Source organism: Mycobacterium sp., assembly GCF_019243155.1.
Lineage (GTDB): Bacteria > Actinomycetota > Actinomycetes > Mycobacteriales > Mycobacteriaceae > Mycobacterium.
Window position 1 is genome coordinate 1 of record NZ_JAFAUS010000485.1, and the last position, 13,855, is coordinate 13,855.

Here is a 13,855-nt window from a genome sequence, read left to right on the forward strand (position 1 = left end):
TGGCATCGGTTCCGAACGGCTCGGGGGCACGATAGAAGTTTGTGTTGGGCACCCGGAAACCGCCCGGCGTCACCGGCTCGAACGGCGCCTTGTACAACGGCAGCCCGGTGATCGCCAGCGCGCCCTGCGTGGTGCCGTGGTAGGCGATAGACCGCGAAATCACTTTGTGCTTACCGGGTTTGCCGGTCAGCTTGAAGTACTGCTTGGCCACTTTCCACGCGGTCTCGACGGCCTCGGTGCCGCCGGTGGTGAAGAACACCCGATTCAGGTCACCCGGCGCGTGGTGCGCGATCCGCTCGGAGAGCTCGATCGCCGTCGGGGTGGCATACCCCCACAGCGGGAAGTACGCCAGCGTGCTCGCCTGCCGGGCGGCGACCTCGGCGAGTTCGGTGCGTCCGTGGCCGACCTGCACCGTGAACAACCCCGACAGTCCGTCCAGGTAGCTCTTGCCGCGGTCGTCGAAGATGGTGACACCCTCGCCGTGAGTGATGATCGGCGGCGAGTTGTCCGGGCCGTGCCGGGTGAAATGCAGCCACAGGTGGTCGGTCATTGTGTGCGAGCCTAACGCTCGGTTCGATGGCGCGGCTCCTCGCTCGCGCCGTTGGGCGCTCGCCGTCGCCACGCTAGTCTCAAGTGATGACCTCCACGCAGGTCAGCGAGTTCGAAGCGCTGCGTCCGCATCTCATGGCGGTTGCCTACCGGCTTACCGGCAGCGTGGCCGATTCCGAGGACATCGTGCAGGAAGCGTGGCTGCGCTGGAACTCGGCCGGCGACCGTAGCCCGATCGCCGACTTGCGCGCCTGGCTGACCACCGTGGTGAGCCGCCTCGGACTGGACCGGCTGCGGTCGGCGGCACACCGGCGCGAGACCTACACCGGCAACTGGCTACCCGAACCGGTGGTGACCGGCTTCCCCAATCTGTCGGGGCCCGATCCGCTGTCCGCCGTGGTGGCCCGCGAGGACGCCCGGTTCGCGGCAATGGTGGTGCTCGAACGACTGTCGCCCGATCAGCGCGTGGCTTTCGTGTTGCACGACGGATTTTCGGTGCCGTTCTCCGAAGTCGCCGAGGTGCTGGGAACCAACGAGGCCGCTGCACGGCAGCTGGCCTCCCGGGCCCGTAAGGCCGTCGCTGCCGACCCCGCGCCGACGCCCGATCCATCGCACGACGAGGTGGTCGGGAAGTTGATGGCCGCCATGGCCACCGGCGACCTGCAGGCCGTGGTGGCACTGCTGCATCCCGACGTGTCCTTGACCGGCGATTCGAATGGCAAGGCGCCCACCGCAATCAACGTCATCCACGGCGCGGACAAGGTGGCCCGCTTCCTGTTCGGCCTCGCGCAGCGCTACGGCCCGGCGATGTTCACGTCGTATCAACTGGGTCTGGTCAACGGCGAACTCGGTGCCTACACGCCCGGCTGCCCCGCCACCGACGGGTATCGGGAGATGATGCCGCGGATCATGGCCATGACGGTGCGCAACGGAAAAGTCTGCGCCCTATGGGATGTCGCCAACCCCGACAAATTCACCGGTTCACCGCTGGGCGGCTGATCGCGGGGCGAGCCCTAGCTCCGCTACGCGCTCGCCCAGGGAATCCGGCAGGCGTCACCGGAATTGAAGCCCTGCTCGGTGATGCCCAGCGTCGCGTTCACCCGAGCCCGCATGTTCTCGAGCCCGATCTGGTACGTCAGCTCGATCACCCCGGCGTCCCCGAAGCGGCGTTGCAGATCGGCCACCTGCTCATCGGTCACCGTGTGCGGATCGGTGGTCATGGCGTCGGCGTAGGTGATGGCGGCCCGCTCGTCGTCGCTGAAAGCCGTTGAGGTGGCGTAATTGTCGATGTCCTCGAGCCGCCCCATATCCAGGCCGTCCAGGCGCTGCAGCATCGAGCCGAAGTCGACGCACCACGAGCAGCCGATCTTGCGCGCGGTCCACAACACCGCCAGCTGGCGCACGCTGACCGGCAGCGTTTTCGACGCCCAGTCGGCCACGCTCTCGTGCACGGCCCAGGCGACCATCAGCTTGCGGTGATGCGCGACGACTGCGAGCGGCTCGGGGACCTGGCCGTAACGGCGCTTGGTGACGCGATACATGGCCCGGGTCAACAGTCCGGCGCCCTTCGGTGGCAGGGGTTCGATGCGGGTTTTCTGTGTCATACCCGTCAGACGAAGTAGGCCGGGAAAGTGTGACGGCCCTCGAGCCGGGGGCGGCTAGGCCGTCAGTCAAATGACGACAATGTCGTACCGCGGGGAATAAGGTCGCCGCCTGCGAGTTCGGTCGAATGACGCTACCCCGGGGCGGCGGTGTGGACGCAGATTGGGTGGATGGCCGTTGCGGCACCGCCGCATCACCAAGCCGCACTCTGCGACGGCCGTCTCCAGACAAGATGGGAGCGCAGCACGATGACGACCACACAATTGGCAGCATGGGTGATGCTGGCATTCGGCGGGCTTTACAGCGGGGCAATCCTCATCTACGCGGTGGACCGGGTCCACGTCTGGCGACAGATGCCCGTCGATCAGTACGTCGTCGACTTCCGGCGATCGCTGTATCGCGCGGATCCGCTGATACCGATCATGGGCGTCCTCAGCGCGCTGGGCGCGGTGGTGTTCGCATTGAACAGCGACAGCCGCGCGGCGGTCCTTGCCTGGATCGGTTTCGCGCTGATCGCAGTGATCATGGTCGCTTCCATAACCCTTGCCGAGCCGGTGAATTCGCAATTTCGACGGCTTCCCGAGGGCATGGCACCGGATCGGGTCGAACAGCTGCGAATCACCTGGTGCACGTTTCACCGGGCCCGCACCGTCGTGGCGCTGGGCGCGCTTGCCTGTCTGGCGGCCGCCAGTGTTTAGCGCGTCCGACTCAGGTGAGCACGCGGTGGTTCTAGGGGCGAGCATCGGTGGGCTGCTTGCCGCCAGGGTGCTGGCCGATTTCTTTCGGACCGTCACGGTGATCGAGCGAGATGAGTTACCCGATGATCCGGTCAACAGGCGAGGTGTACCGCAGGGGAGGCATGTTCATGCTCTTTTAGCGGGCGGTGCCCAGATCTTGGAGAAGTTCTTCCCAGGGTTTCTCGACGAGCTGGTGGCCGCCGGCGCGCCCCTCTGGGATGACGGGGAACTGTCCAAGATGTACGTGTCCTTTAGCGGCCACGAGTTGCCCCGGTCCGGAACGATAGCCGGCGACCACAAAGCACTGGCGATACGTGTACCGAGCCGGCCTCTGCTGGAGTGCCATCTCCGGCGGCGCGTACAGGCGATGGAGAACGTGACGATTCGCGGAGGCTACGACGTCGCCGAGTTGACGGCGGCTGCAGACCGGAGTCGCATCACCGGAGTGGGGATAGTCGACCGCGCCAGGGGCACCCAACAAGAGTTGGCCGCGGACCTGGTCGTGGACGCAATGGGCCGCGGTGCCCATACGCCTGCCCTTCTCGAGAACCTTGGCTATGGCCGACCGGTCGAAGACCACATCGTCATGCATACGACCTACGTCAGCCAACCGCTGCGGATCCCGCCCGGCACTCTGAAGGAGATGGTGTCCCTCATCAGCCCCGCACCCGGTCGACCCACGGGCATGTTTCTGAACGGCTATGAGCACGACACCTGGATATTCACGGTTTTCGGGATGGTGGGGCACAAGCCGCCGCGTGACCTGGCTGGCATGCTGTCCTTCGCCGAGGATTACACCCCGGATCACTTGCTGGCGGCGGTGCGCGCCGGTGAACCGCTCGGGCCGGTGGTGGAACACCGCATGCCGTCGAGCCAGTGGCGACGCTACGACAAGATGCGGCGATTCCCCGACGGTCTGGTGGTCTGCGGTGACGCGATGTGTAGCTTCAATCCGATCTATGGGCAAGGAATGGCTGTGGCAGCGTTAGAGGCGGTGGCGCTACGGGACTCCTTGCGTCGAGGCGTTACAGCCTTGCCCCGCAGATACTTTCGCGCCGCGGCCAAAACGATCAATGTGGCTTGGCAAATCGGGGCCACTGATGACCTGTCAATCCCGGAGGTAGAAGGGCGACGGACGCTATCGATGCGCGTGACCAGTCGAATCGTGGATCTGGTGCTGGCCGCGTGTGAATCCGATGCTGTGGTCGCCACCCAGTTCTTCAAAGTCGCCTGGCTTCTCGATTCTCCCATTCGTCTGCTCCGCCCCGCATTCCTTTACCGGGTCGCCATCGTCAATCTTGGTCGCAGGCAACGTTATTGGCGGTCACGACGGGATGCGGTGCAGCGGAACCGGTTGAAGATTCACGAGAACGCAACATGCACGCTGTCATGAACACGGACGACGGAATCCGTGTCGTCGGTGCCGACGAGCCAACTGGAGTGGGGGTACGGCTGTCGGTTGCTTCCGCGGGGATCTGCGGCACCGATGTCAGCCTCGTCGCCGCGGGCATCACCGGATTTATCCTTTCCATCTCGACCGCTGGCACGTTAGTCAAGCGTGATCACCCCATTGCGCGCCCGCGATTATTGCTTCCTGCATAGGTCGCGTACGCTCGTCAACCAATTCCAAGCGAACACCATTCAGCGACTGTGGTGCAGTCAGAAGCACCCGAATATCGCCTCCCATGGCGTCGAATGCGACCTCTTGGGTTAGACCGCCGAACCGCTCGTTCCATTCCTCACCGGGCGTCGGGGTCCAAAGGCCGAGATGATGTATGCCCTCGCCGCCGGCGATCGACAGGTAACCCTCGGACTGTCCCTGGATGAGCTCGATATACGGGGCCTGCCGACTGTAGGACACATACACATCGCTCTCCACGCGTTCGCCGTGGAAGAGAACCGAAGAGGGCACGATTCTCGGTGGATTGAAGGCGATTCCAAGAACTTTCTCCCACTGCGGAATCGCCGCTGCGAGATCACGTACGAGAACGCCGATGTGGTAATACCCTGACATTACTTTCTCCAATCTCGTTGCGAGGCTGCGTGGTTATGGATCCAATTTGCGTGGGCTTGGCCCCGGGCCGGTAGCGTCATTCGACCGGCCTGGCAGGCAGTGGCGTTATCCCAGCTCGCTGGTTGCAATTTCATATCCGTCGCCACCGAAGACTGAGCGGGGGCACCCACTGTTTGCACCGCGAGCACCGGTTGACACTGGTGCTGTAACGGTGGTTCGGGCAGGACAAAGTTTGGTGACTGCAGCACGGCATGTTCGCAGCCCAACGCGGTTGCTTGTGGCATTGCCGCACAATGAAGATACGGCCGAACAGCTCGAACATCAGCTGGCAGTCGCACGGCGGGTCAAAGTCAAGCCCACTGAGGCTTGCCAGATCGAATTCTCTTGCGGTGACGGTCATTTCGCCTCTTCCTCGTCGTCGCGGTGCAGCGACCCAGAAACAGTCCTGGCGCGGCTATGCCGTTCGGCGCGGCTACCACGCGGTGGCTTCAACGATGCTGAAGGGCGACGCTGTTTTCACCACCCGGGTCATCTGAAAACCGGCACGGCTCAGCAGTTGGTCGTACTCGCCTGCGCTGCGTTCACGCGCAGCTGCGCCGACCAGCATCTCGAGGTCAAGCCACTTGCCGAGAAACTCGCGGTCGTGGTTCGGAATTACGAGTTCGATAAGCAGAAGCCGCTTACCCGTGCGGGCCGCTGCATGCACGTTGCGCAGGATGTGCACGGCGTCATCGTCGGGCCAGTCGTGGATGATGTGTTTGAGCACATACGCGTCGCCGTTTTCGGGTACGCGTTCGAAGAACGAGCCTTCGACGACACGCACTCTGTCGCGGGCCTGGTGTTCACGCAGGACAGCCGGGGCGCCCGCCACCACCCGGGGTAGGTCGAACAAGACGCCCCGCGCACCCGGTGTTGCGGCCAGGATGGCGGCAAGAAGCCGGCCATGACCGCCGCCCACGTCGACGATCGTCGGGTAGGGCCTGAAGTCGTAGGCGGCGGTCACCGGCGCGATCGACAGCACGGATACGCTTGTCATCGCGTGATTGAAGATGTTCGCGAGTTCCGGCTCGTCGGCCAGATATTCGAAGGCTGCCTTGCCGCGCAATTCGGGGATAACTGCGCGGCCTGTCCGCACGGCGTTCGCGAAGTGGCTCCAATGTTCTCGATGCTCAGGCGAACCCACCCATTGCGCCATGGCGGCCATCGACACATCAGGGCCGGAACGCAAGGTGTCAGCGAGCGGGGTGAGCCCATAGCGGCCGTCGCGGTGTCGACGAAAGATTCCTCGAGTGATCAATGCTCTGAGCAGTCGACCGAGGGCATCAGGGTCGGCGTCAACCGCCGCTGCCAGCTCATCGGCCGACAGCGGACCCTGCGTGAGTGCATCGGCGACGCCGAGGTCTGCCACCGTAGCGATCGCCTGGGCCGTCCAGGCCCCCGTGATCATGTCCATCATCGCGGCGTGAGGAGGAACCATGCGCTGCTGCAGTCGATTGAGGTGATGGCGAGCACGCTCCACTACCCGCGCTGCTTTGGCTGGAGGCACCTTCGTCGAGCCCATACGTAGCTCCTTTAATCTCGCGGTCATTTGGCCGGGGTTGACCAAGCTTGTGTTTTGTCAGGTTCGGCCAACGGCCGGCATGTCCGCCGAAAGTGCTACGGGTGAAATTTGCATGCGCAAGGCCGCAGGCCGCTAGCGTCATCCGACCGAGCTTGCAGGTGATGGCGTCATCAGGCCACACGCAGTTCGATCCCGACGGCCGCATTTTGTTCGGGAGTACCGAGGACGTAGCCGTACTTGGCGGACAGGGCGATCAGCTGGCCGAGATCCTCGGGGGTAAGTGGCCCCCGCATCCCAACATCGGGTCGCGCGAGCTCGCGGAAAAATCGTCCGAGGCGGGTGCTGGTGATGATGAGATCGACCACCGGTTCGTCGGAGACATTGCGGTGGGCGTGCACGATGCCACCGGGTATGTGTACATAGTCCCCGGCGTGTAGGTCTCGCCACCCCAAGCCGTGGGCATCTTCGACGAGTACCTGCTGGGTGCCGGCCAGGATGAGGAAGTCTTCGTCGTCATCGTGGCTGTGCAGCGGCACCACGACACCGGGCGGTACCACACCGCGCATGACACAAAAGTCAGCAGCGGGATCATCTGGGCCGCTGATGAATTCGACGGTTGGCCCGAATACGTCCATAGCGTCATGCGGGGTTCCGGACGCGACACCGCGAAGCACCTCGGCGCGGCTCTGATCAGACTGCATGGTTGCGTCCCCTCTGTTCGGGAAGCGGGATGGCCCTGAACACGCCATCGGGGTCATAGTGGGTCTTCGCGGCGAGCAGCCGTACGGCGTTGTCGCCGTAGGCATTTGCGATCTGCTCGTGGTCGTCCGGCCCGAGCAGGTTTTGATAGCCGCCGGGCATGGCGTGAGGCGCAAGCGCGGCCGACACCGCGTCGGCCCATGCGCGATGCGCGGTGCCGTCACCGGGCGCCCAGCCCGCGACGATCTCCACCATGAAATGTTCACGCCGATTGGCGAACGCGGTCTCATCGCTGGGGATACGGGTCGATGCGCCGTGACAGTGATGGACGGGTAGCAGGCTTCGCGGCGAGGTCCGGGTCCGCCCGCCCTCGACGAGCGCATCGATGATCTCGGGCGAAAACGCGGGCAGTGTGCGTGTGCGAACCGCCCAGTGCAGTCCGCCGACCACGTGCGCGTCCCACAGGCCGAGCATCTCGGCATACGTCATCGGGGCCACTTGCGTCACCAGCGCCTTCCCCAGCTTGACGAGTGCATCGACCGCACGTTCGCCAGCAGCCAGGTCGCCGCTCCAGGCCGGCGCCAGGAAGAACGTCGGTTGGCCGTCGGGCCCGGGCATCATGCCGCTTTGCACGGTCAGCTCGTCAGGTGCCGTCGCCAATACCTCACGCAGGCCGCGCCACACCGCGGCGGCCTGCGGCCACGGGAACACGATGAGGCCGCAGATCAACTTGTTCACTGGATGCAGCCGCACACGCATCGACGTGACCGCTCCGAAGTTGCCGCCGCCGCCGCGCAGCGCCCAGAAGAGCTCCGCCTCGTTGGTTGCGTTAGCGGTGACGATTCGCCCGTCGGCCAAGACCACCTCGGCGCTGAGCATGTTGTCTGACGCCAGTCCGAATCGCCCGTTGAGCGGGCCATAGCCACCGCCGAGTGTCAGACCGGTCATCCCGACCCCGCCACAGTTGCCGGCTGCGGCAACCAGCCCGTACGGCTCGGCCGCCGCCATCACATCAGCGGCGGTGGCGCCGCCACCAATCGTCGCGACTCTTGCGGAGGCGTCCACCTCGACCCCACGCATCCGGGACATGTCGATGAGCAGGCCGCCGTCACATAGCGCCCGCCCCGCCCAGTCGTGGCCGCCGCCGAGCACCGACAGCCGCATCCCGTGGTCGCGCGCGACACGGATCGCGTGTTGCACACCGCGGGGTGCCCGGGCACGCACGACCACTGCCGGACGATGTTTCACCCGAGCGTTCCAGATCCTCGGCGCATTGTTCGGGGAGAATGCTGACTGCACCTCGGCCCGATTGATCCGTCTCAGCAAGTCATTTGCTGCTGTCGTTGCTAAATCGTTTGCGGTCACGGTGTTCAACTCCCCGATTGGTTTTCCCAAGAAGGCGAGATCGCCTGGTTGACTTCGGCCGGATGTGTCCAGGCGAGCCCGTGCGGTGCACGCTCGACCTTGATCACAGTGCCCACAGCCAGCGTTGTCATGAACCCAATCTGCGTCTGCACGGGTGCGGTCGGGTAGCGTCATTCGACCGAAGTCGCAGGTCGTGCGCTTATTCCCGGCGCGCCACGATTGTCGTCATCTGACTGACAACGGCGGGGCTGAACCTGTTGCCGGCCCGGCGCGTTCTAGATAGCAATGCCTCAGCCAGCCGCCGTATCGTGTATTGAGCGACCGACACCAGACCCGGGAGGTCGGTTGAGGCTTATCGGCCGCGATAACGAGATCGACGCGCTCGCCGAGGTGGTTGCGACCACGCCCGGAGGTGGAAGCGCGACCTTGTTCGTCGGCGAGCCCGGCGTCGGAAAAACCGCATTGCTGGACGTCGCTGCGCAGGAAGCGGCCGGTGCCGGTCGCTTCGTGGTGCGGGTCACGGGCGCCGAGTTCGAAGCCGAGATCGGATATTCGGCGCTCGAGCAGGCATTGCTGCCGCTCACGCCCTTCGTTAACCGGCTGGCGCCATTCCAGCGCACCGCGCTGCTTATCGCGACGGGAAGTGCGGAGGGCGAGCCGCCCGAGCGGCTTGTGGTGGCGGCGGCGGCTTTGCGGTTGCTGCAGTTGGCAAGCGAAGAGCGCCCGGTGCTGCTGATGGTTGACGACCTGCAGTGGGTTGACCAGGCGAGTGCTGAGGTTTTCTTTTTCATCGCCCGCCGTGTCCACGGGTCAACGCTGTGCTTTCTGGCCGCCGCGCGAACGGGTTCGAGCATACTGCTGGGCCATGTCAACCTCGACGAGCGCGAACTTGCCCCGCTCGATGACAAAGCGTCGGATGACCTAGTGCGGGAACGGTTTCCCACGCTGTCCGGAAGCGTTCGGCAGCGGTTGGTGACCGAGGCGCAGGGCAATCCGTTGGCACTACTGGAACTGCCACCCGCACTGTGCGGGACGGACCCGATCGCGGAGGAGGCCATGCCCGCGGCGCTGCCGCTCAGCGCCCGCGTGCAGTCGGTCTTCGCGACCCGGATCCAGGCGCTGCCCGAACCGACGCGTGATGAGCTCCTGCTGGCGAGCCTGGACGCGACCGGCGACTACGACGTCCTGGGCCGCGCCGCCGACGACCCGACACTGCATCACCTGCATCCGGCCGAGGACGCCGGTCTCGTCGCGCTGACCGACCGGCTGGCCTTCCGGCATCCATTGACGCGGTCGGCGGTCGTCGGCCTGGCTACCGGAAGGCAAGTCCGTGACGCCCACCGGCGGCTGGGCGATGCTTTGGTGGCCAATCCGGATCGTCAGGCGTGGCATCTCGGTGAGGCAACCATCGCGCCCGATGAGCACGTCGCCGAACTCGTCGAAGGCGCCGCTCGCCGGGCCGTCGCACGTGGCGACCGCAGCGCGGCCGCGCGACTGCTGAAGGCCGCCGACCTCACCCCCGACCTTCGAGAGCGCGGTCGTCGTGTTGCCCACGCCGCCTACCTGGGCGCCTTTCAATCGGCGACGGCCGACGCGGCATTACGCCTCCTCGAGCCGGGACAGCAATATTCGCCCAGCTCCGACGAAGCGCTGTACTCCGCGGCGGGCGCCGCCTACGTCACTCTGGTGGGCGAGGGTGACGTTGTGGCCGCGTTCCGCATCCTGCACAACGCCATCGCGGCGGTGGACCCGAGCCAAGTTATCGGCTCGCCGGCACTGGTTGCCGCTCTCGACATTGCCGCCTTTATCTGTCAGCTGCTAGGGCGCGCAGAATGCTCCGACGAGTATCGCAGCCTGCTCGACCATCTCGGACCCGCGGCGCCGGAGAGGTTCAGCCTGTGGGTCGCAGCGGTTCTGGATCCCGCGCGCACAGCGCTGAGCGTGCTCGACCGCATCGACGCGGCGCTTGCCACGATCGACGACGCGACAGACGCCGACGTTGTCGCCTTGGCGGGCACCGCAATTTACACCGATCGTCTCGCGCGCATTCGCAAGGCGGCCCAACGAATCATGGCCTACGCCGGCACGGTGGAGGTGCCACACGGCGCACCAGCCGGGATCATGTTATGGCTTGCCGAATTTTCCGGCGGGAACTGGGACAACGCCGATGCGACGGCGCGGGCCATCCCGCGATTGGGTGATCAGGGCAACCTTTTGTCTGTCGCGTACGTCGCCTACCTGAATGGGTTGATGGCGGCGGCGCGGGGCGATGATGCCGCTGCCAGACAATCCGTGGACGTGCTCCTTGAAACCGCCAACGCTCGCGATGCTCGGCTGTGGCGCGTGTATGCGCGTCATGTCCTTACGCTGTCGGCCGTCGGACGAGCGGATTTCAGTGCGGCGTACCGGCATGCGAGCGCGATCAGCGCTCCGGGCGAGTTCGCGGAACAGACCCCGACCGCACTGTGGGTGTTCTTCGACCTCGTCGAGGCCGCGGTCCACACCGATCGCATTCCCGAGGCGCGCCGACACGTCGCGGCGGCGCGTGCACTGGGCATCGACCGTATCTCGCCGCGGTTGGCGATGTTGGTGACCGCGGCCCGGGCGCTGACCATATCCGATCCGGCGGATATGAATGACTTGTTTTTGCGCGCCCTGGGGCCCGAGGACATCCATCAATGGCCGTTCGACGTTGCGCGGGTACGGCTTTCGTACGGCGAGTGTCTGCGCTCCGCGCGGGCCGAGGTCGAAGCGCGGCGCCAGCTCGACCTCGCCCGCGCCACATTCGGGCGGCTGCGCGCCCATCCGTGGGTGTCGCGGGTCGACGCACAGATGCAACTGACCGACGCTCTCGCATCCGGCACCGAGGTGGCCGGCCTCACGGCCAAAGAATACGAAGTCGCCCAGATGGCAGCCCGCGGGCTCACCAACAAACAGATCGGGGCTGAGCTGTTCCTCTCCCCACGGACCGTCGGCACGTATCTCTACCGCGCCTACCCGAAGCTGGGGATCAGCACCCGGGCCGCACTGCGCGACGCGCTGAGCGGCCGTCAGCCGACCGAGCGCAGCGACCACTAACGGCGGCCGCGCGTGCTCTGCGGAAGAACAGGATCGTGCGCTTGACCTCTTGATCGCCTGGGTGAATCGGTGCGCATTGACGATCGCCGCCGGGCGGCAGTAGCCCTCGTGCCAGAAATTCGGGCAACTGATGGTGCAGGCCGCTCGCGAACGGGCCACCTGAGCCGGACAGATTGGATAGCATCCAGCCACCACTTCGTGTGCTCAAAGGAGGCCTGTGGAGGGGGAGGTCTTCGGGCGCTATCGGCTGTTCGAGGTGCTCCGATCGAGCGGCACCGGCATCGTGTACAGGGCCTACGACACGGTGATGAGCCGCGAGGTGTCCATCAAGGTGCTCCCGCCGGAGTTGGCTGCCGAGCCCCGCTGCCAGGAGCGGTTCCGGCGTGAGATCTCGGCCGCGGCCCAACTCAGCGATCCGAATCTCATCCCGATCTATGAGGCCGGCGAGATCGACGGACAGCACTATCTGGTGATGCCCGCTGTCCCCGACAGCAGCACCGTGCAAGACCTGCTTCGCCGCGAGGGGCGGACGACCCCGGCGGTGGCGGCGCGGGTAATCGTGCAGGCCGCCTCGGCGCTGGAAGCCGCACACGTCGCTGGGCTGGTTCACGGCGATGTGAAGACCTCGAACTTGTTGGTGGGCGGCCCTTTCGTGTACCTGATCGACTTCGGCGCGACGCCGACCACCACCGATACCGCCGACGCACGCACCGACATCTACGCTCTGACCGCCGTACTCTACGAATGCCTGACCGGTCAGCCCGCCGTTGTGGGAGATCTTGGGCCGCCCAAACCCACCGACATCGACCCGGCGATCCCGCCGGGCTTCGACGACGTGATCGCGCGCGGCATGGCCAAAGACCCGAACGACCGTTATCAGACCGCCCGCGAGTTGGCCGCCGCCACGCACAACGCACTCACCGCCGAGAGCCCTGCCGCTTCGGGGGCGGCGCCCACGAAGGAAGTGGAGTTCGGCCGCTATCGGCTTTTCGAAAAGCTCGGTCAGGGCAGTATGGGCGCGGTCTACCGGGCCCACGACACCGCGCTGGGACGGGATGTGGCGATCAAATTGCTGCAGCCGGAACTGGCTGCTGAGCCGGGCTTTCAGGAGCGATTTCGCCGCGAGGCCTACGCCGCCGCCCGGCTTGCCAGCCCGAACATCATCCCTATCTATGAGACCGGTGAGTTCGACGGGCGCCTGTATCTGGTGATGCCGATCATCGACGGCGTCGATCTGAACAAGGTCCTCAAGACCGATGGCGCGATGAGTCCGCAGAAGGCAGTGCGGGTGGTCGAACAGGTTGCCGCGGCGCTGGATGCGGCGCACAAGTCGGGGCTGGTGCACCGCGACGTGAAGCCATCGAACCTGTTGATGGTCGGTGAAGACTCTGTGTATCTCATTGATTTCGGACTCGTTCACGAGGCCGATGCCACTCGCCTGACGCTCACGAACGTCGCACCGGGAAGCCCGGCGTACATGGCCCCGGAACGCTTCGGCGGTGGCAAAGTCGTCGACGCGCGTGCGGACGTGTACTCGCTTGCCTGTGTGCTGCACGAGTGCCTCACCGGACGCGTGCCGTTCAGCGGTGGCGGTGTGGAGGGGTTGACCGCCGCCCACCGCAACGACGCTCCGCCCAAACCCAGCAGCTTCGATCCCGCGATTCCCGTCGGGTTCGACGCGGTGATCGCGCGGGGCATGGCGAAGGCGCCCGACGACCGCTACCAGTCGGCACACGACCTGGCGGTGGCGGCCCGCGCGGCCCTCACCGACGACTTCGACGCTCACGCTGCGCCGCCAGCGCGCATCCGCGACGCCGCTTCCGGCGAGGACGACACCGCACGCACGACCCCGTCCGTACCACGTTCACGTCGCCGCGGCCCGGTTCTCGCCGTCGCCGCCGTGGTCGTGGTGGCGGTGATCGCCCTCGGCGCGTTCTTGCGGATCACCAACCAATTCCCGTTCCATGCAACGAAACTGCAGGGTCAGGTCGTGCTGCCGTTCACCGGCCTCGCCAATCCCCAGGGCGTCGCAGTCGATGCGAAGGGCGACGTCTACGTCGCCGATAGCGGCAACAACCGGGTCCTGGAGCTGGCCGCGGGCTCGACCAGCCAGAGCGTGGTGGCCATCGGCGGCCTGGAACGTCCCGACGATGTAGCGGTCGACGGCGCGGGGGACTTGGAGGTCACCGATCCTGCGCAGCACAGGGTGCTGGAGCTGGCGGCGGGAATGACCAACCCGACCGTGCTGCC

The 13,855-nt window shown here is 65.7% G+C and carries 9 protein-coding genes and 3 pseudogenes; 5 read left to right on the plus strand and 7 right to left on the minus strand.

What is annotated here, in order from left to right; translation table 11 throughout:
- On the minus strand, positions 1-550 hold a 550-nt coding region (locus tag JOZ00_RS24370), incomplete at its 3' end, for an aminotransferase class III-fold pyridoxal phosphate-dependent enzyme (RefSeq protein WP_293349281.1).
- 86 nt (positions 551-636) lie between these two features.
- Between JOZ00_RS24370 and JOZ00_RS24375 the strand changes: the two are divergent.
- Positions 637-1,615: pseudogene (locus tag JOZ00_RS24375) on the plus strand (sigma-70 family RNA polymerase sigma factor).
- On the opposite strand, the pseudogene JOZ00_RS24380 reads toward JOZ00_RS24375, so the two are convergent.
- A pseudogene (locus JOZ00_RS24380) lies at positions 1,572-2,165 on the minus strand (carboxymuconolactone decarboxylase family protein); the annotation flags it as partial. The pseudogenes JOZ00_RS24375 and JOZ00_RS24380 overlap by 44 nt on opposite strands.
- A 234-nt stretch (positions 2,166-2,399) precedes the next feature.
- On the opposite strand from JOZ00_RS24380, the gene JOZ00_RS24385 reads away from it, so the two are divergent.
- Both JOZ00_RS24385 and JOZ00_RS24390 read left to right on the plus strand, forming a co-directional pair.
- On the plus strand, positions 2,400-2,849 hold the full coding sequence (locus JOZ00_RS24385; RefSeq protein ID WP_293349283.1) for an anthrone oxygenase family protein: 450 nt from the start codon (positions 2,400-2,402) through the stop codon (positions 2,847-2,849).
- A gap of 67 nt (positions 2,850-2,916) precedes the next feature.
- Positions 2,917-4,281: a 2-polyprenyl-6-methoxyphenol hydroxylase-like oxidoreductase gene (locus JOZ00_RS24390; protein ID WP_293349285.1), complete on the plus strand. Its 1,365-nt coding sequence runs from the start codon at positions 2,917-2,919 to the stop codon at positions 4,279-4,281.
- A gap of 159 nt (positions 4,282-4,440) precedes the next feature.
- Here the strand turns inward: JOZ00_RS24390 and JOZ00_RS24395 are convergent, their stop codons facing one another.
- From JOZ00_RS24395 to JOZ00_RS24410, 4 genes are all read right to left on the minus strand, one after another.
- Complete coding sequence (locus tag JOZ00_RS24395; protein ID WP_293349287.1) at positions 4,441-4,902, minus strand: VOC family protein; 462 nt, start codon at positions 4,900-4,902, stop codon at positions 4,441-4,443.
- Between the two features lie 472 nt (positions 4,903-5,374).
- The gene (locus tag JOZ00_RS24400; protein WP_293349298.1) at positions 5,375-6,463 is read right to left on the minus strand and encodes a methyltransferase; all 1,089 of its coding nucleotides are present in this window, start codon (positions 6,461-6,463) and stop codon (positions 5,375-5,377) included.
- 170 nt (positions 6,464-6,633) lie between these two features.
- On the minus strand, positions 6,634-7,164 hold the full coding sequence (locus JOZ00_RS24405; RefSeq protein WP_293349289.1) for a cupin domain-containing protein: 531 nt from the start codon (positions 7,162-7,164) through the stop codon (positions 6,634-6,636).
- Positions 7,154-8,410, minus strand: coding sequence for an FAD-binding oxidoreductase (locus JOZ00_RS24410; RefSeq protein WP_293349292.1), 1,257 nt, complete (start codon positions 8,408-8,410; stop codon positions 7,154-7,156). Before JOZ00_RS24410 ends, JOZ00_RS24405 begins: the two co-directional genes overlap by 11 nt.
- Positions 8,411-8,872: 462 nt before the next feature.
- Here JOZ00_RS24410 and JOZ00_RS24415 point away from each other — a divergent pair, with 462 nt between their 5' ends.
- Positions 8,873-11,605: a LuxR family transcriptional regulator gene (locus tag JOZ00_RS24415; RefSeq protein ID WP_293349294.1), complete on the plus strand. Its 2,733-nt coding sequence runs from the start codon at positions 8,873-8,875 to the stop codon at positions 11,603-11,605.
- Between the two features lie 63 nt (positions 11,606-11,668).
- Here JOZ00_RS24415 and JOZ00_RS24420 read toward each other — a convergent pair.
- Positions 11,669-11,749, minus strand: a pseudogene (locus JOZ00_RS24420) (succinate dehydrogenase iron-sulfur subunit); the annotation flags it as partial.
- Between the two features lie 73 nt (positions 11,750-11,822).
- On the opposite strand from JOZ00_RS24420, the gene JOZ00_RS24425 reads away from it, so the two are divergent.
- Positions 11,823-13,855 (plus strand): serine/threonine-protein kinase (locus tag JOZ00_RS24425; protein ID WP_293349296.1); only part of this gene is annotated, 2,033 nt, incomplete at its 3' end.